This is a genomic window from Sandaracinaceae bacterium (assembly GCA_016706685.1).
In the GTDB taxonomy this organism is placed as follows: Bacteria; Myxococcota_A; Polyangia; order Polyangiales; family Houyiibacteriaceae; genus JADJJE01.
In genome coordinates this window covers 453,588-471,679 of record JADJJE010000002.1, presented here as the reverse complement: position 1 = coordinate 471,679, position 18,092 = coordinate 453,588, and the positions used below count along the sequence as shown (strand labels likewise).

At 70.0% G+C, this 18,092-nt stretch carries 15 protein-coding genes and 1 pseudogene; 10 read left to right on the top strand and 6 right to left on the bottom strand.

The features are described from left to right. The first annotated feature begins 216 nt into the window (after positions 1 to 216). Together IPI43_05600 and IPI43_05595 are read left to right on the top strand one after the other, a co-directional pair. A pseudogene (locus IPI43_05600) lies at positions 217 to 1,733 on the top strand (IS3 family transposase). Between the two features lie 218 nt (positions 1,734 to 1,951). Next, positions 1,952 to 4,051, top strand: coding sequence for a diguanylate cyclase (locus IPI43_05595; protein ID MBK7773598.1), 2,100 nt, complete (start codon positions 1,952 to 1,954; stop codon positions 4,049 to 4,051). Positions 4,052 to 4,066: 15 nt separating this feature from the next. On the opposite strand, the gene IPI43_05590 is transcribed toward IPI43_05595, so the two are convergent. Both IPI43_05590 and IPI43_05585 read right to left on the bottom strand, forming a co-directional pair. Further along, positions 4,067 to 4,660, bottom strand: a complete 594-nt coding sequence (locus tag IPI43_05590; GenBank protein MBK7773597.1) for a hypothetical protein — start codon at positions 4,658 to 4,660, stop codon at positions 4,067 to 4,069. A gap of 54 nt (positions 4,661 to 4,714) precedes the next feature. Continuing rightward, complete coding sequence (locus IPI43_05585; protein ID MBK7773596.1) at positions 4,715 to 5,137, bottom strand: CBS domain-containing protein; 423 nt, start codon at positions 5,135 to 5,137, stop codon at positions 4,715 to 4,717. Positions 5,138 to 5,301: 164 nt separating this feature from the next. On the opposite strand from IPI43_05585, the gene IPI43_05580 reads away from it, so the two are divergent. Then, on the top strand, positions 5,302 to 5,670 hold the full coding sequence (locus IPI43_05580; protein MBK7773595.1) for a PilZ domain-containing protein: 369 nt from the start codon (positions 5,302 to 5,304) through the stop codon (positions 5,668 to 5,670). A 3-nt stretch (positions 5,671 to 5,673) separates the two neighbouring features. On the opposite strand, the gene IPI43_05575 is transcribed toward IPI43_05580, so the two are convergent. Beyond that, positions 5,674 to 7,485: a PQQ-dependent sugar dehydrogenase gene (locus IPI43_05575; GenBank protein MBK7773594.1), complete on the bottom strand. Its 1,812-nt coding sequence runs from the start codon at positions 7,483 to 7,485 to the stop codon at positions 5,674 to 5,676. Between the two features lie 124 nt (positions 7,486 to 7,609). On the opposite strand from IPI43_05575, the gene lipA reads away from it, so the two are divergent. From lipA to IPI43_05555, 4 genes are read left to right on the top strand one after another with little or no spacing between them, the layout of a single operon-like run. Beyond that, on the top strand, positions 7,610 to 8,557 hold the full coding sequence (gene lipA, locus IPI43_05570) for a lipoyl synthase (protein MBK7773593.1): 948 nt from the start codon (positions 7,610 to 7,612) through the stop codon (positions 8,555 to 8,557). Between the two features lie 30 nt (positions 8,558 to 8,587). Further along, complete coding sequence (locus IPI43_05565) at positions 8,588 to 9,691, top strand: thiamine pyrophosphate-dependent dehydrogenase E1 component subunit alpha (GenBank protein ID MBK7773592.1); 1,104 nt, start codon at positions 8,588 to 8,590, stop codon at positions 9,689 to 9,691. Further along, the gene (locus IPI43_05560; GenBank protein MBK7773591.1) at positions 9,688 to 10,665 is read left to right on the top strand and encodes an alpha-ketoacid dehydrogenase subunit beta; all 978 of its coding nucleotides are present in this window, start codon (positions 9,688 to 9,690) and stop codon (positions 10,663 to 10,665) included. Before IPI43_05565 ends, IPI43_05560 begins: the two co-directional genes overlap by 4 nt. A gap of 7 nt (positions 10,666 to 10,672) precedes the next feature. Next, positions 10,673 to 11,986, top strand: coding sequence for a 2-oxo acid dehydrogenase subunit E2 (locus tag IPI43_05555; GenBank protein ID MBK7773590.1), 1,314 nt, complete (start codon positions 10,673 to 10,675; stop codon positions 11,984 to 11,986). 111 nt (positions 11,987 to 12,097) lie between these two features. Here the strand turns inward: IPI43_05555 and IPI43_05550 are convergent, their stop codons facing one another. Then, the gene (locus IPI43_05550; GenBank protein MBK7773589.1) at positions 12,098 to 13,060 is read right to left on the bottom strand and encodes a hypothetical protein; all 963 of its coding nucleotides are present in this window, start codon (positions 13,058 to 13,060) and stop codon (positions 12,098 to 12,100) included. A gap of 287 nt (positions 13,061 to 13,347) precedes the next feature. Here IPI43_05550 and IPI43_05545 point away from each other — a divergent pair, with 287 nt between their 5' ends. Next, positions 13,348 to 14,268, top strand: a complete 921-nt coding sequence (locus IPI43_05545) for a GGDEF domain-containing protein (protein MBK7773588.1) — start codon at positions 13,348 to 13,350, stop codon at positions 14,266 to 14,268. 343 nt (positions 14,269 to 14,611) lie between these two features. On the opposite strand, the gene IPI43_05540 is transcribed toward IPI43_05545, so the two are convergent. Then, a complete protein-coding gene (locus IPI43_05540) occupies positions 14,612 to 14,887 on the bottom strand; it encodes a hypothetical protein (protein MBK7773587.1) in 276 nt (91 codons plus the stop codon). Between IPI43_05540 and IPI43_05535 the strand changes: the two genes are divergently transcribed. Beyond that, positions 14,855 to 16,273, top strand: a complete 1,419-nt coding sequence (locus IPI43_05535) for an insulinase family protein (GenBank protein MBK7773586.1) — start codon at positions 14,855 to 14,857, stop codon at positions 16,271 to 16,273. The two genes, IPI43_05540 and IPI43_05535, sit on opposite strands and share 33 nt — an antisense overlap. Further along, complete coding sequence (locus IPI43_05530) at positions 16,270 to 17,658, top strand: insulinase family protein (protein ID MBK7773585.1); 1,389 nt, start codon at positions 16,270 to 16,272, stop codon at positions 17,656 to 17,658. The genes IPI43_05535 and IPI43_05530 overlap by 4 nt, the downstream gene beginning before the upstream one ends. On the opposite strand, the gene IPI43_05525 is transcribed toward IPI43_05530, so the two are convergent. Beyond that, the gene (locus tag IPI43_05525) at positions 17,597 to 18,082 is read right to left on the bottom strand and encodes an aminoacyl-tRNA deacylase (GenBank protein ID MBK7773584.1); all 486 of its coding nucleotides are present in this window, start codon (positions 18,080 to 18,082) and stop codon (positions 17,597 to 17,599) included. The two genes, IPI43_05530 and IPI43_05525, sit on opposite strands and share 62 nt — an antisense overlap. Positions 18,083 to 18,092: the final 10 nt, after the last annotated feature.

The window sequence follows — 18,092 nt, the reverse complement described above, 5'->3', positions numbered from 1 at the left end:
CCAGTCGCTGCCGCCGTCAGGGTGGTGATCGTGGCGCCGCGGCCCCGGCGTTGTGCTCCTCCTCGAGCTTCGAGCGCTGATGGCTATCCCCCTGTGTCAGCGTGAGTTGTCGCCTCCGGCGGGTGCATAGCCCGGCTCAGGAACCGCACCACACCACCTCGGGGGCGAGGCAGGCAGGGACCCGATGGGTCGATATTCGAATGAGTTCAAACAGGCATGATCCAGAAGCTGATGCTGCCGGGTGGGCCGTCCGCGAGGGCGCTGGCGGAGACCAGCGGAGTCTCCCAGGTCACCCTCTCGCGGTGGCTGCGACAAGCGGCTAGCGTGGCGCTCGTGGCAAACGATACGGACAAGAAGCCGCCCCCTCGTGAGGCCCGCCGCCCGGAAGACTGGTCTCCAGACGAACGGCTCCGGGTGGTGCGAGAGACTGCGGGGCTGATGGGCTCGGAGCTCGGCGTGTACCTGCGCCGGGAGGGGCTGCACGAAGCCACCGTGACCGAGTGGCGGGAGCAGGCGCTGGCCGCCCTCGGAGGCAGCCGCCCACGTACGAAGGAGCAGCAGCGCATCCGCGAGCTCGAGCGTGAGCTCAACCGCAAGGACAAGGCGCTGGCGGAGACGGCGGCGCTGCTGGTGCTGGCAAAAAAAGTCCACGCGCTCTGGGGGGACGAGGACGACGACACATCGGGAGGCGCGGCAAATGATCCTCTCCCTCGTCGACGAAGCCGTCCGCTCCGGAGCGCGCCTGCGAGGCCTGTGAGGTCATCGGGCTGCCCGCGCGGACGCTCCAACGCTGGCGCGAGCAGGGGCCTCAGGGTGGCGACGACCGCCGTCACGGGTCGAAGACGCCGCCGGCCAACAAGCTGAGCGAGGCGGAGCGCGCGAAGGTGGTGCAGGTCGCCACCAGCGAGGCCATGCGCGACCTCTCGCCGCGGCAGATCGTGCCGCGCCTCGCCGACCAGGGCGACTACCTGTGCTCGGAGTCCACCATGTACCGGGTGCTCGAGGAGCACGGCCTGAAGACGCATCGTGGCCCCGTGAAGGCGCGCACGAACAAGCGCCCGAAGGCCCGCGCGGCGACGGGCCCGAACCAGCTGCTCTGCTGGGACATCACGTACCTTCCCGCTGCGGTCCGCGGGAAGTTCTTCTATCTCTACGTCTTCCTCGACGTGTGGAGCCGCAAGATCGTGGGCTGGGGCGTGAACGAGCAGGAGTCCGACGACTTCGCCGCGCTGCTCCTCCAAGCCACCTGCAACCAGCTCGGCGTCACCAGCAAGGGCATCGTCCTGCACTCGGACAACGGCTCGCCGATGAAGGGCGCGACCATGCTCGCGATGATGACCTCCCTCGGCATCGTGTCGTCGTTCAGTCGACCCCGCGTGAGCGATGACAACCCCTTCATCGAGGCGCTCTTCCGCACTCTGAAGTACCGCCCCGACCACACCAGTCGCTTCCAGCCCCTGCAGGAAGCCGTCGCTGCCATCGAGGCCTTCGTGCGCTGGTACAACCACGACCACCTGCACTCCGCCATCGGCTTCGTCACTCCGCAGGCTCGCCATGTGGGCGCCGACCTCCCGATCCTCGCCCACCGCCGCCTCGTCTACGAACAGGCCCACGCAAAGCACCCCGAGCGCTGGACACGCAACGTCCGTCCGTGGGACCGCCCCTCGGTGGTCCACCTCAACCCGGACCGGCCCGCGATCACCGTCTCACCCACGGTGGGCAAGGCCGCCTAAAGATTCAGGCGACAACTCGTTTGACACACACCGCTATCAGCACCGCGGGTGAACGGTCGCGGACGGGCGGGGTCCCGGCTTCGGCCTTCGGCCACGGCCTCCGTCTCGGACTCGGTCTCTCCGTCTCGGTCTCCGTCTCGGTCTCGGTCTCGGTCTCCGTCTCGGTCTCCGTCGGTTTCTTGCCCGTTCGCCTGCCGCCGACGTACCACCGCCGTCTGATGTCGAGCATGGTGACGGCAGCGCTCTCCCTCCGGCGCACGGTCCGTGCGAGCGCGGTGCTGATCGCGTCGCTGGCGCTCGGCTGTGTGGTCTGGCTCGGCGCTTTTCAGGGTGGCCCCGACTCCATGGGGCTGGAACATGCGGCGGCTTCGGTGCTGTGGTTGGCGCTGTTCGCGCAGCGCGCGTCCCTGCGCAGCCAGGCCATCGAGACCGAGGGGCGCGGGGTGCGGCTGGACCTCGAGCTGGGGCTCTTGCTGCTGATCGCCAGCCACGCGCTGGTGCAGCTGATGGGCGGGCTCGAGGGGCCGCTCTATCCGCTGGTCTACGTGGTGGTCGCGTTCCTGGCGTCGTTCGCGCGCAAGCCCATGGGGCACGGCCTGGTGCTGGTGGCGCTGCTGTTCGAGGCCCCCATCTGGTTCATGACCGAGGACCACGCGAGCGCCCGTCCCTTCGTGCTGCACGCGGTCTTCATCGTCTTCTTCGGCGCGCTCAACCTCATGTTCACGCGCGTCGAGATCGCTCGGGTGCGCGAGCGCAGCATCAAGGCGCTGGACGAGGACAAGGCCAAGGTCCGCGAGGAGTCGCGCATGTTCCGCCTGGTGGCCCCCGCCAGCGGGCGCGCGCACGACGAGGAGCGCCTCTTCCAGTCCTCCGTGGAGGAGGTGCACCACGCGCTCTACCACGTGCTGCACCTGCTGCACCGCAGCCTGGACCTGCACACCTGCGTGCTGCTGATGCTCGACGAGCGCGGCGAGCAGCTGCGCATCGTGGAGCTGGTGACCAACGCCGACGAGATCGCCGAGGGCCCATTCGCGGCCGGCGAAGGAGCGCTGGGCGCGGTGGTGCGCCGCCAGATCACGACCAACCTCGAGCACATTCGCCCCAACTACAAGGGCCTCCCGTACTACGCCGACGGCGCGCCCATTCAGGCGTTCATCGGCGTCCCGGTGCGCGAGGGTGACCAGGTGCGTGGTGTGCTCTGTGGCGACCGCCTGGCCGACAGGCCCTTCAGCGCCCGCGAAGAAGAGGTGTTCGAGAGCGCCATCCGCCAGGTGCTGCGCGCCCTCGAGAACGAGCGCGTCTTCGTGCAGCTCGAGCGAGGCAAGCGCGAGCAGAGCATCCTGTTCAGCGCGTCCCAGATGCTGGGGGCCGCCCTCAACGAAGCCGCCGTGATCGACGCGGGCCTCGAGGCGTCGCAGCAGATCGCGCCCTACGAATTCGCGGCCATCACGCTCTACGACGCCGACTCACGCCGCCACACGGTGCGCAAGGCCGTGGGAGTGCACGCGGACGAGTTCCAGAACCTGACCTTCCGCGACAACAACTCGCTGACGGCCATGGCGGTCAAGAACCACCACTACCTGCCGTACCGCGGCGACTTCGACCCCCGCCAGCAGACGGTCTACACGCGGCGCGAGAACCTGCGCGGCATGGACTCGCTGCTGATCCTGCCGCTGATCGTGCGCGAGGACGCCATCGGAACCCTGGCCCTCGCCGCGCGGCGTAGGGACGCCTTCGGGGACGCCGTGCGCCCGGCCCTGCAGGTGCTGGCCAACCAGCTAGCGGTCTCGCTGAGCAACGCCAAGGCCGTGGCGCGCCTCGAGGAGATGGCCACCACGGACGGCCTGACGGGCTGCCTGAACAAGCGCGCGTTCCTGGACGAGCTCGATCGCCGCGTGCGCTCGGCCGAGCGTTTCGGCCGCAAGCTGTCGCTGATCGTCACGGACATCGACCACTTCAAGAGCGTCAACGACACCTACGGTCACGCCACGGGCGACGTGGTGATCCGCGAGCTGGGGCAGATCCTCATGCGCGTGAAGCGCGAGACCGACCTCGTGGCGCGCTTCGGTGGCGAGGAGTTCTGCGTGCTGTGCGAGGAGACCGACACCGACGGCGCGATCCTGTTGGCCGAGCGCGTCCGCGAGGAGCTGGGCGAGACGGTCTTCCAGACCGAGAACGGCAAGCTGCAGGTACGCGCGTCGCTGGGCGTGGCCACCTTCCCCACGCACGCGAAGACTCCCGAGGGCCTCTTCGACATCACCGACAAGGCGCTCTACGCCGCCAAGCACGGTGGCCGCAACATGGTCGTCGCGGCCTGAGCGAGGGCGCGCGGCTCAGGGGGCGGGCGCCGCGCCGGAACCCATCATGGCTTCCATGCGAGCGCGGAGCGCGGGGTCGAGGTTGGCGCTGGCACGCTCACACTCGTCCTGGTGATCCACCGCGTGGGCGATGACGAGGCACTGCTGCATTTCCTGAGGCAGCTCGCGGCAGATCTCGAGGTACGCGTCACGCGGCGGCAGCGGGTTGGTGGGCTGGTCGGGCATCGTGCGGTGGAGCTGATCGACCATCGCCTCCAGCCCGCGGTACGAGATGGCACAGGTGTCGTCGCCGTTGGCCGGAATCGCCGCAGCAGCCGCGATGGCCGCCTCGATGGCCATGCCCACTTCTTCCATGGTGCGGGTGTTCTGGACGGTCCCCGTGGCGCCCTGCACGGCAACCTGTGCGCCATTGGGGTCGAGGGCGGGCGGCACGGAGGGGTCGCCCGGGGCTCCCGCCTGGGGGGCAGCGGGACCCGGGACGTTCGGCGCCGCCTCGCCGGGTTGAGACGCGGCAGCCGCTCCCGGCGCGACGCGCTGGGTTTCTTCGGTCGCACAACCGGTGCTCGTGAGCCCCAAAAGGGCCAGCAAGATGACGAAGCGGATTCGCATGCCGCTTGGTATCAGCCGGCCGCGGGATTGGCCACTAGAACCATGACCGACCGCTCAGGAGACGTACGGGCTGGCGATGTACGTCTCCAGCTCGTGCAGCTCGTTGACCAGCTGCACGCGCAGCGCCTTGGTCACATCGCCGATCGAGAGCAGGCCGTCGAGCTGCCCCTTCGTGACGATGGGCACGTGACGGCAGCGGCGTGTGGTCATGAGTTCCATCGCATCGCCCAGGTCGTGCTCCGCCGTGAGCGTGAAGAGCTCGGGTGTCATGACATCACGGACCCGCGTAGTGTCCGGGTCCCGGCGCGGCGCCACGATCCGCGTGAGGACGTCGCGCTCCGTGAAGATGCCCACCCACACCTCTCGGTCGCACACCAAGACCGAGCCCACGTGGTGTTGGTTCATCATCGCCACCGCGTCCATGACGCTCGCATCGACCTCGACGCAATGCACGGCCTTGCCCTTCTGATCGAGCACCTCTCGGATTGTTCGTTTCATAGTGACCCCCGTTCCCGACTGCCGTGATGACACGTGCATCACTCGTAGGGAGATGATAACGTTATCACCATACCCGAGCCCGGCAAAGGCCCGCCGGAACCTTCTTGCTTGAACGAACGAACCCTCACGTCGGGAGCAAGGGCATGGCACACACGAAGCTAGTGGAGTCGGCGACGCGCAGCGCGAGCCACGTTGATCTGGGTGGGAGCGCGCTGCTGTTCGGCGCCGACGGGGACCCGGTGGGCGAGTACCGAGTGCGCGACCTGACGTCCCGCGGGGCGCTGCTGCGTGGGCAGCCCTGGGCGGAGCAGATCGGGCGGCGCGTGCACGTGGTGCTGGCGCTTCCTTCGCGCCCCGAGCCGCTCGAAGTGTGGGGCCACGTGGGGCGCCGTGTGGACACGGGTCCTGGCGCCGTGGAGCTGGAGCTGCACTTCCGCGACCTGAGCCCGGACGACGAGGACGCCATCGAGGAGGCCATCCTGCTCGAGTGGACGCGCGTCTGCGACGCCTGACGTCTAGCGTTGGCCCGCGAGCCAAGCACGGATCCGCGCGAGTTCGTCTGCGGGCAGGGGCGCTGCGGGTGGCATCGGCCGCTCGTGCCTTCGCGTGATGCGCAGCTCGAGCGCGGTGGTGTCGCCATCGAGCGCCAGCCAGCCTTCGTGACGCAGCGCCTGCGCCGCGTCGCCCGGCGGACCGAGCAGGAACGCGTGGCATGCCCCACAGCGCGGACCGAGGACCTCGGTGCGCAGGCCCGCGAACACGGCGTCCGGTGGCTGCACCACCTCACCGCTGCTGGCGTGAGGGTCCGCGTCGGCGCTCGGCGCATAGGTCTCCGCGGCGATGCGCAGGACCGTGCCGTTCTTGTCTTCCACCAGCCACACGGATCCATCGCGCGCGACCCACAGCTCCACTGGAGCTCCCTTGGGCCCCCGCTCGCTCGCGTCCCAACCGCCCAGCAGCGTGAGCTCCCCGCCATGCGCCGGCGGCAGACCCCGCGCGTTCACCGGCAGCGCCAGCAAACGATGCCCCGCCGCTCGATAGCCGTGCAGTGACACCAAGAGGTGGCCGGTGAGCATCGGCATGGCCGGGTGGTCGTAGTAGGCCAGCCCCAGCGGCGCGCCGTGCGGCGGCAGGAGGCGCAGCGGCGGGTGATAGGTGAGGTTGCGCGCGGGGTCGCAGTGAAAGTCCGAGTGTGCCCACGACGGGTCACGCCCGCGCGCGTCGAAGCAGTAGGGCCAGCCGTAGTGGCCACCCGCCACGATCACGTTGAGCTCTTCGTGCGGCCTGTCGGCCTCTTGAAAGTCGGCCCCGTTCTCCCCCTGCAGCAGCGTGCCGCTCGCGTGAGCCACGAGCGCGACCGAGTTGCGCAGCCCGCGGGCCAGCACCTCGGGCTCCGTGGCGTAGCGCCCCGCGCCCAAGTAGGCGTAGCGCACCAGCGACGCGAGGTCGTCGGCCTCGTCTTCACAGCGCGCGGCCGGCAACGACTCGAGGCAGCGGTCCGTGGACGACCCGCGGTTCACGATCAGGTCCCCGCCTGGCGTGAACACGAATGCGCTAAGCGGGTGGTAGCGAATGCGGTCTTCGCGGCGCAGCTGGGTGGCGAGCCCGCTGACCACGGCCTCGCGGGCCACCGCGACCACGGGCTGGGGCCCCGGCGGCGCGGGCGGCAGCCCGTCGATGGCCACGTTCACCGCGGTGGGGTCGAAGCGGAAGATACCGTCCACCTCCCCCACGTAGACCTTCCCGTCGGGGCCCACCCGGCCTCCGTGCGGCCGGTGGAGGCGCGTGAGCACCAGGTGCACGGCAGGCGGCTCGCCTGGGCGCAGCGCCGTGCGCAGCCGGAAGACGCGGCCGGCGTGGTCACGCTGAGCCCCTCCGTCGATGATCCAGAAGACGTCGTCCCGCGCCGGGTCCTGCACGATGGAGCGCGGCCTGAAGCGAGGCCCCGCCGCCGCGATGGCCGGGTGTGTGGCGTGCGCGACGATCCCTACGCAGGTCGAGGGCGGCGTCTCGAGCGCCAGGCGCGGCCAGCCGTCGCAGTCTCGCCCATGGTCGGCCTGATAGGGGCCCACGGGACGAACGTCTGCCGGGGGTGCCGGCGGGAGGGCTGCTGGGCGAGGCGCTGTAGGAGCTTCTTGCAGACCCGGAGCCGGACTCGCGGGGGCCGCCGTGGGCGCCACGCCCTCGGGCGCGGGAGCCGAGGGGGTCTCGGCGTCGGGCCCACACCCTGCCACCACCACGAGGAACGCCGCGCAGGCACCGAAGCCAATGCCTCGCGTGGTGCAGAGCGCGCGCCGCAGTGCTGGAAACAGGGACCGGTCGTTCATGGTGCGGAGCCGTGGACCCGTCACCCGGGCCGGCTCCGCAGCGTGCCCGAGTCGCTCCCCGGGGTCGAGCCCGCGCCGCGTTGATTGACGCCCCCCGGCCCACAGCCTACGTTGAAATCACCCGATGAATTTGCCCGCCCGAAAGCCCGATTGGTTGCGTGTCCGGCTGCCCGCCGGAGAGCAGCAGGCGCAGTTCAACCAGCTGCGCGACGAGATGCGCAAGCGGGACCTCAACACGGTCTGCGAAGAGGCACGCTGCCCCAACATCTTCGAGTGCTGGGGCCAGGGCACCGCCACCATCATGATCCTGGGCGAGACGTGCACGCGCGGCTGCCGCTTCTGCGCCGTGAACACGGGAGACCCGGGCGGCCTCACGGACCCGCGCGAGCCCGAGAACACCGCGCGCGCGCTCGAGGGCATGGGCCTCGCCTACGTGGTCATGACCATGGTGGACCGCGACGACCTACTGGACGGCGGCGCGGCGCACGTGGCGAAGACGGTGCGCCGCATCAAGGAGCGCTGCCCAGACCTGCTGGTGGAGACGCTGGTGGGCGACTTCCAGGGTGTGCGCCGCGACGTGGACACGCTGATCCGTGACGGGCAGCCCGACGTGTTCGCCCACAACGTGGAGGTGGTGCCGCGCCTGCAGCGCACCATCCGCGACGTGCGTTGCTCGTGGGAACAGAGCGTGGGCGTCCTGCGTTGGGCTAAGGAGGCCGGTGCCATCACGAAGACCTCGCTGATGGTGGGCCTCGGAGAGACCCGAGAAGAGATGCTCGCCGCCATGCAGGCCCTCCGAGAGATCGATGTGGACGTGCTGACCATCGGCCAGTACCTGCGCCCCACGCCCAAGCACGCGGAGCTGGTGCGCTACGTGGAGCCCGACGAGTTCGACGCCTACGCCGCTGCGGGCCGCGAGCTCGGCTTTCGTTTCGTTGCCTCGGGGCCCCTGGTGCGCAGCAGCTACCGCGCCGCCGAGGCGTTCTTGCATGGAGTCTTGAAGACCGAGGGCACCGCCAGCGCCGACCGCTACGGTCGCAAGCCGCGCCTGCCGCTCGTACGCGAGCCCTGACCGACACCGCCACCCACACAGGAGGTCCCCATGCCCCGAGCCCGTCACCTTGCTTCTGTCCCCGCCAACGAGCGCGTGACCAGCCTGGACGAGCGCGCATGGCAGAGGCGGCGATCCCCGAGTGGACAGACCAGCGAGCTCCCCACGCAGGTGCCGCGGGAGCTCAAGCTGCGCCTCTACCGGGCCATGCTGCTCAGCCGGCGCCTCGACGAGCGCTTGATGGCGCTGCAGCGCCAGGGGCGGATTGGCTTCCACGTGGGGCACCGTGGTGAGGAGGCCGCCATCCTGGGCGCCGCGGCTGCGCTCCGCCCGCAGGACTGGCTGGTGCCGTGCTACCGCGAGTTCGGAGCGCTGCTGTATCGAGGGGCGCCGCTGTCGGCCTACCTCGACCAGATGTTCGGCAACGACGCGGACCCGGCCCACGGTCACCAGATGCCCGACCACTTCCACAGCAAGGCGCACCGCTGCCTCTCGGTGAGCGCGCCCATCGGCACGCAGCTCCCGCACGCCGTGGGCATCGCCTACGCGGCGCGCCTCAAGGGCAAAGACGACGTGGCGCTGGTGTTCTTCGGCGACGGCGCCACCAGCAGCAACGACTTCCACGCCGCGCTCAACTTCGCGGGCGTGTGGCGTGCGCCGGTGGTCTTCGCCTGCCGCAACAACGGCTACGCCATCAGCCTGCCGGCGTCGAAGCAGACCGCGTCGGATGGCTTCGCCTGCAAGGCCGTGGCCTACGGCATCCGCGGGGAGCAGGTGGACGGCAACGACGCGCTGGCGGTGTACCGCGCCACGCGTGACGCGCTCGAGGCTGCGGCAGCGGGCGAAGGGCCCACGTTGCTCGAGCTGGTGACGTACCGCCTCGATGCCCACTCGAGCTCGGACGACCCGCGCTTCTACCGCAGCGACGAGGAGGTGGCGGCGGCCATGGCGCAGGAGCCCATCGCACGCATGCAGCGCGCGCTGTTCGAGACGGGAGAGCTGGACGAGCGGGCGGACGAGGCGTTGCGCAATGCGGTCGAGGCCGAGATCACAGAGGCCCTGCGCGTGGCCGAAGAGCGCCCGAAGCCTGCGCTCGACACGCTCCGGAAAGACGTGTACGCGCACACCCCATGGCACCTTCGAGGGACCACGTGATGGAAATGAACATGGTGCAGGCCATCAACGCCGGGCTCCATCAAGAGATGGCGGCGGACCCGGACGTGGTGGTGCTGGGCGAAGACGTGGGCCGCGTGGGCGGTGTCTTCCGCGTCACGCAGGGGCTGCACGAGGCCTTCGGCGAGGAGCGCGTCATCGACACGCCACTCAACGAGAGCGGCATCCTCGGCACCGCCATCGGCATGGCGCTCTACGGCCTCAAGCCCATCCCCGAGATCCAGTTCGCGGACTTCATCTACCCGGGCTTCGACCAGCTGGTGAGCGAGGCCGCCAAGTACCGTTACCGCAGCGGCGGCGAGTACACCGTGCCCATGGTGGTGCGCACGCCCTTCGGGGGCGGCATCAAAGGCGGCCTCTACCACAGCCAGTCGCCCGAGGCGCTGTTCATCCACACGGCCGGCCTCAAGGTGGTCTGCCCCAGCAACCCGTACGACGCGAAGGGCCTCCTGCGCGCCAGCATCAACGACCCCGACCCGGTGCTCTTCTTCGAGCCGAAGCGGGTGTACCGCGCGGTGAAGATGGAGGTGCCCACGGCCCCGTACGAGGTGCCGCTCAGCCAGGCCGCGGTGGTGCGCCCCGGCACGGACGTCACCGTGGTGGCGTGGGGCGCCATGCTCTACGAGGCGCTCGCCGCGGCCGAGCAGGTGGCGGGCGACGACCAGATCGAGGCGGAGGTGATCGACCCACGCACGCTGTGGCCGCTGGACCTCGAGACCATCCTCGAGAGCGTGCGCAAGACGGGCCGGCTGGTCATCGTGCACGAGGCACCGCGGGCGTGTGGCTTCGGCGCCGAGCTGGTGTCGCTGGTGTGCGAGCACGCGTTCGTGCACCTCCAGGCGCCGCCGCGGCGCGTCACGGGCTTCGACACGCCCTTCCCCTACGCGCTCGAGGACGACTACCTTCCGCTCGCCCGGCGCATCGTGCCGGCGCTGCGTGAGACCGTCGGCTTCTAGGAAGACCATGAGCACACAGTTCGAGTTCAAGCTGCCCGACCTCGGCGAGGGCATGACCGAGGGCGAGATCGTGGAGTGGCACGTGGCCGTGGGCGACACGGTCACCGAAGACGCCCCCATGCTGGAGGTGATGAGCGACAAGGCCACCGTCACCATCGGGGCGCCGCGCAGCGGCTGGGTGCGCGAGCTGCGCTTCGGGCCGGGCGAGACGGCCAAGGTGGGCGACGTCTTGATCGTGATCGGCCTCTTGGAAGCCGACGCGGCCGGTGCGGCGAGCACGGCGAAGGCCCCCGCCATCGAGAGCGAGGGCCCCGCGGCGACCGCCGTGGGCGACCTGAGGGATGTGCTCCCAGGCGCCGGCTACTTCCAGCGGAACAGTGCCCCGAAGCCCGCGGCCGCCGACGTCCCGGCCGCAGGGGGTGCTTACTTCGAGGCCAAGCCGCAGGCCACGCCCGCCGTCCGCGCGCTCGCCAAGGAGCTGGGCGTGGATCTGCGGACGGTGCGGCCGACTGGTCCAGAGGGCCGCGTGCAGGACAGCGACGTGCGCGCGCAGGCCGCGACGGCTGCCCATCGAGCAGATGGCGGCGCCGGTGGACACGCCCAGGTGCCGGCGCCCACCACCGCAGACGCTGGCGACATTCGGCGGCCCTTCGTGGGCATGCGGCGGCGCATCGCGGATCGCCTGCAGGCCTCCGCCCGCAGCGCCGTGCACTTCACCTTCGTGGAGGAGCTGGACGTGGGCCCGCTCTTGGCCCGGCGTGACCTGCTGGCGCCGCAGGCGGCTGAGGCGGGGGTGAAGCTCACCTACCTGCCCTTCATCATCCAAGCCGTGACGCGAGCGCTGGCCGCGTACCCGATGCTCAACAGCTACCTCGACGAGGCGCGCAACGAGCTGGTCACGCGCAGCGCGCTCCACATTGGAGTGGCTGCGGCCACCCAGGCGGGCCTGCTGGTGCCCGTCATCCGAAACGCCGAGCGCCTAGACCTGCTCGCCATCGGGCGCGAGATCGAGCGACTCGCCGAAGGCGCCCGTGCTGGGACGCTGCGCGCGGACGAGCTCTCGGGCAGCACCTTCACCGTCACCAGCCTCGGCAAGCTCGGCGGCCTGCTGGCCACGCCCGTGCTGAACTACCCGGAGGTAGGCATCCTGGGCGTGCACCGCATCAAGGACAAGCCCGTCATCCGGCACGGCGCCGTGGTGCCCGGCAAGCTCATGATGCTGAGCTTCAGCTTCGATCACCGCGTCATCGACGGCCACGTGGGCGCCAGCTTCGCCTACGCGGTGCTGGACGCGCTCGAGCACCCCGAGTCGCTGGCCTGAGCGCTGACGCCGACCCGAACACGTGCCCCGGCGGTTGGGGCTCCGAAAGCGCGAACGCCGCGCACCCGTGTGGGTGAGCGGCGCTCGTAGGTTCTCGCGGCAGCTAGCGTGTCAGCGGCAGACGCCGTCGATACACGTGTCTCCAGCGGTGGAGCAGTCCTGGCTGAGCTCGCAGTTGGAGGTGGCCTCGTTGTTGGTCACGCAGAACAGGTTCTGACAGACACGGAACTGAACGTCGAAGCTGAGGCACTCCATGCTGGTCTCGCAGGGCGTGCGGCACACGCCACCCACGCAGGGACGTCCGGGCTGGCAGTCCGCGTTGGACGAGCAGAAGGGCTGCGGGCGGTCGTCGTACACGCAGATGCCACCCAGGCAGTACTCCTCGGCACCGCACATGGTGTCGTTGGTGCAGCCGGTCACGCACTCGGCGTCCACGCAGATCTCACCGGCGCCGCAGTCGGTGTTGTCCGCGCACTCGTCCACGGGCGGGAGGTCCACGCAGACATCGTTCTCACAGGTCTGGCCCGTGGGACAGGTGGTGCTGTCCTCGCAGCCCTCTCGGCACTCGCCGTTCACGCAGATGCGCCCGGTGCCGCACTCGTGACTGAAGCGGCAGATGGAGTCGTCGGCGCGACAGCTCCCGTCCACGCAGCTGAAGCCGGTCGCACACGGCACGGTGTCGGAGCACTCGCAGCCCGTGGCGCCGCAGGTGTTGTCCACTTGGCAGACGCCGTCCACGCAGATGAGGTTGTTGCCGGCTGGGCAGTCCGAGTTGCGCGTACACGTGCCGGGGTTCGGCTCCGGCTCGGGCTCGGTCGGGTTCAGACACACACCATCCCGACATTCGGTGCCCTGCGGGCAGTCCGAGTCGCCCGTGCACTCGGTCACGCAGCCGATGTCGGTGCAGAAGCGCCCGTCCGGGCACTCGTAGTCGCCATTGCAGTCCGGCCGGGGCGGGGCCTCCACCGGTCGGCAGCCGAGCCCGTCGCAGAGGAAGCAACCGTCGGCGTCACAGTAGTAGTTCTCGGACCGGCAGCCCGAGGTGAAGGCGGCCGTGACGAAGAGGGCGAACATCAAAGCGTACGTTTGGCGCATGGTAGTCTCGAGGGGATCCACGATCCGTGCCAGCTCCGGCAGAGAGCAGCCAGCCAGGGAGTCCGAACCCAAGGATAGCGTGAATGTGCGGATGGCGTGAGTTCCCGTCCTCGGCTGCAGCGCTCGTAGAGAAGGAAGCACGCGCTGCGCCGGTGCACACTCCGCCCGTGTGCCGTGAACCCTCGTTCACGCGGTGCTCGTCCAGTGTCGCTGTCGGGCGCGGCTGAAAGTAGATTCGGCCACAAATAACGGATACACTGACCGATATGGGCAACGACGACTTCTCGGACGAGCGCACCATGGTCGGTGACCCCACCGCCATCGCCGCCCAGATCTCGACCGCCGCCGCGCGCGAGAACGCCTACGTCATCGTCATCGCGGGCCCCAACGTGGGGGAGATGTACCGGCTGCCCCCGGGCGAGGCCACCGTGGGACGCGGCAGCGAGGCCACCATCCTGCTGCCCGACAACGAGATCTCGCGCCTGCACGCCAAGATCATCAACCGCGGCGAGACCGTCATCGTGGCGGACAACAACTCGACCAACGGCACGTTCGTGAATGGTCACCAGGTGCGCTTCCACGCCCTTCAGGACGGCGACAAGATCCAGATCGGAACGACAACGATCCTGAAGTTCAGCTACCACGACGCGCTCGAGGAGAAGTTCCAGCGGCAGATGCTGGAGTCCGCGCTGCGTGACGGCCTGACCGGGGCGTTCAACAAGAAGTATTTCAACGAGCGGCTCACTGGCGAAGTGGCGTTCTCGAAGCGCCACGGCACTCCGGTGGCCCTGATGCTCTTCGACATCGACCACTTCAAGCCGGTCAACGACACGCACGGCCACCTGGCCGGCGACTCGGTGTTGGCCACCTTCGCCGAGCGGGTGAGCACCATGATCCGCCGCGAAGACGTGTTCGCCCGCTACGGCGGCGAAGAGTTCGCCGTGCTCAGCCGCGGCCTCGACATGGCCGCAGCCCGCGCCTTCGCCGAGCGCATCCGCCAGCTCATCGCCGAGTACGAGTTCTCGTTCGACGAGACCATCATCCCCATCACCATCAGCGTGGGCGTAGCCGCCACCCCACAGGTACCCGTCGAGCACCCACACGACCTGATCAGCGCCGCCGATCAGGCGCTGTACGCAGCGAAGCGCAACGGACGAAACCGCACCGAGGTGTACACCGTCGGGTAGGGCGAGGCCGAGGCCGAGACCGAGACCGAGACCGAGACCGAGACCGAGACCGAGACCGAGACCGAGACCGAGACCGAGACCGAGACCGAGACCGAGGCGGAGGCCGAGACCGAGACGGAGGCCGACCGAGAGACGGAGTCCGAGTCCGAGACCGAGTCCGAGACCGAGGCCGTCGCCTGAATCCACCGTTCGCGCGTCTTCACCTAGCCGCTTGCTGGCAGCGACAGCGGCTTCCCCACCTACTCGCGCGTCCGCGCTCGCATCAACCGGGGCATCGGCATCGTCGTTCGGTGCCGGCTCACACTCGGAAAGACGCTCCGCGCTTGATTTCGGATGACACGTGTCACTCGCGGGTGGCGGTCCGCCGGGAGCACTCGGATGCTGCCACGGACTCGGACTCGGACTCGGACTCGGACTCCGCCTCGGTCTCGGCCTCCGCCTCGGTCTCGGCCTCCGCCTCGGTCTCGGTCTCGGTCTCCGTCTCGGTCTCCGTCTCGGCCTCCGCCTCGGTCTCGGCCTCCGCCTCGGACTCCGTCCCGGTTTCCCGGTTGACCTTGCACTCGCCGGCCCGCAGGCTCCGACCCCTGTGACCGACGCGCTCGCCCAGAAGCTCAATCACGGTGTCCGAGGGCACCGCCGAATCCACTTCGAGTCTCGCGTTCCCTTCGGGCCAGGGCTCGAGCTGTCGCGCTACCGGCTGGGGAACGGGCTGCGCGTGTACGTGCTGCCCGATGCCAGCGCGCCGGTGATCAGCTACCAGACGTGGTTCCGCGTGGGCTCGCGGGACGAGGAGCCGGGCAAGACCGGCCTCGCCCACATGTTCGAGCACCTCATGTTCTTCGGCACGCGCGCGCACCCCACCGGGGACTTCGACAAGCTGCTGGAGGCCCAGGGCGCGGAGAACAACGCCTCCACCTGGACGGACTGGACGCAGTACCACGAGAACCTGCCCAAGTCGGCGCTGCCGCTGGCCATCGCGCTCGAGTCGGACCGCATGAGCAACCTCCAGCTGGAGCCGGCGGAGTGGGCACGCGAGCGCGAGGTGGTGCGCAACGAGCGCAGCCAGTCGGTGGACGACGACCCGTACGGCGCGGCTTCCGAACAATTCTGGGCGCTGGCGTTCGCGAAGCACCCTTATGGGTGGCCCACCATCGGCTGGGCACGCGACATCGCCGAGTACACGCGCGAGGACTGCCTGCGCTTCTATCGCCGCTGGTATGCCCCCAACAACGCCACGCTGGTGGTGGTGGGCGACGTGAGCGAGGCCGACGTGCTCGAGCGCGTGCGCGACGCCTACGGCGGCCTGCGTCCGGCCACCATCGAGCGGCGTGAGACCCCCGCGGCACAGCGGTTGCTGAAGACCCGGCGCAAGGCGCTCACGAAGCCCACCCCCACCGCGAAGCTGCTCATGGGCTACCGCGCCCCGGGCATGCTGGACCCGGACAACACCATCCTCGGCGTGCTGCGCGAGCTGCTCACCGGCGGGCTCAGCGGGCGCCTGACGCGCGCCATGACGCGTGAGAGCGAGCTCGCGTCCATGGTGTATGCGAGCGCCGCGCCCTTCCGCGACGGCACGCTGTTCGAGATCTTCGCGGACCTTCGCGAGGGTGTGAGCGTCGAAACCGCCGAGGCGCGTGTGGAGCGCGAGCTGCTGCGCCTGGCGCACGAGCCGGTCACCAAGGCCGAGCTCGACAAGGTGCGCCACCAGGCCGAGCTGTCGTTCCTGACCAGCATGGAGACCGCCGCCGGCAAGGCTGAGCAGATTGGCTTCTACGACGCCGTGCTGGGCGATCCGAGCGAGGTCTTCGTGCGGGCAGACGCCTACCGCACCATGCGCCCGGAGGATGTTCAGCGCGTGGCGCAGCAGCTCTTCGACGGGCGCGCGCGCGTGGTGGTGGAGGTGCGGCCCGCGGCGAAGCCCGAGGCCGGGACCAAGGCGCGCCCGAAGCGCACGCGAGCTGCGGCACGGGCCACTGACCGAGCGGGTCGCGGGGAGCTCGCGTGAGCAGCACGGCCTTCGCCTGTGAGCGCACGAGCGTGCGCGGAATGCCCATCTTCCTCGAGTCGAGCCACGCGCTGCCGGTGGTGGACATCTCGCTGCGCATCGCGACGGGCGCCGAGTTCGACCCGGAGGGGCTCGAGGGCCTGGCGCGGCTCACGCTGAAGACGCTACGCATGGGCCCCATGGGCATGTCCGAGCAGCGCACCGAGGACCTCTTGGCGGGGCTCGGCGCGCGCTTGCACGTGTCCACCGCTCGGCGCGCGCTGCGCGTGACGGGCTCGGTGCTGACGCGGCACGTGGAGCCGTTCTTCGACCTGCTCACCCGGCTGGTGCGAACGCCTGCGCTGCGTCCGGCAGACCTCGCGCGCCAGCGCCGCGAGACGCACGCCATGCTGATGGCGCAGCTGGACGACGACGACTCGCTCGCCGCACGGCACGTCCGCAAGCTGGCGCTCGACGGCCACCCCTTCGCGCGCTCGCTGGTGGGCAACCCCGCATCGCTCGCGCGCGTGGACGTCACCCAGGGCCGGGCCTTCCTCGCGCAGCACCTGCGGCGCGGCAACCTGGTCTTCGGGTTCGCGGGCGACATCACCGCCGCGCAGGCCGAGTCGCTGGTGGAGCGCCACTTCGGTGACCTGCCCGCGGGCCGCAGCGCGCGCCCCAAGTCGCCCACGCCCAAGCTGGCGCGGGGGCGTCGCGTGCGCATCGTGGACAAGCCCGAGCGCACGCAGACACCCATGGTGTTCAGCACGCTGGGGACGCACCTCACGGACCCGCACCTGGATGGGCTGATCGTGGCGAACACCGTCTTCGGTGGCACGTTTGCCAGCCGCCTGAACGGCGAGCTGCGCCTGCGCCGTGGCTTCACCTACGGCGCCAGCAGCTCGCTGGGGCGCGCCGAGAAGCGCGAGCTGTGGTCCATGCAGAGCGCCCCCGAGGCCGAGCACACGCTGGCCTGCGCGCGCCTGCACATCAGCCTCATGGAGCGCTGGGTGGAGCGCGGGGTCTCGCAGCGCGAGCTGAGGGCCGCCAAGCAGTTTCTCGCGGGCAGCTACGCGTTCGACGTGGAGACGCCCAGCAAGCGCCTCGAGATCCGGCTCGACCGCCACGGCGCTGGGCTCGATCCCGATGCCTTCGTGAAGTACCCCGCGCGCATGCGCGCCGTGACGCTGCAGCAGGCCAACGAGGCGCTGCGCGCGCGGCTCTCACCCGACGACATGGCGCTGGTGGTGGTGGCGGAAGCCGAGCAAGTGCGCGACGGCCTCGCCACGCTGCCGGGCGTGCGCGGTCGAGGTGCGGCCGTTCACGCAGCCGCTCGACTGAACGTCATGCCGCCACGCAGTCCACCACGGTGGGCTGCAGCACCCGCACGATGTCCGCGCCCGTGATGGCCACCAGGAAGCCACGCGCCCCGCCGTTGATGAACAGCTGCGGCAGCGCCAGCACGCTCTCGGGCGCAAAGATGGCCAGCGGCCGCTTGAGCCCGAAAGGTGAAGTCCCGCCCACCTTGTAGCCCGTGTGGCGCTCGGCCACCGCGGGGTCGCAGGGCCGCACCAGCTTCACGTTCAGGTGTCGCGCCAGCGCCTTGGTGGACACGCTGGCGTCGCCGTGCATGAGCGCCACCAGCGGCTTGGCCCGCTCGTCCTCGAGCACGATGGTCTTGATGACGATGTGCTCGTCCACGCCCAATGCGGCCGCGCTCGACTCCGTGCCACCGCGCTCCACGTACTCGTAGAGGTGGCCCTCATAGGCGACCTTGGCGGCACGCAGAGCGCGCACCGCTTGGGTCACGGGGTGCTTGTCGACCGCCACGGCGCGAGCC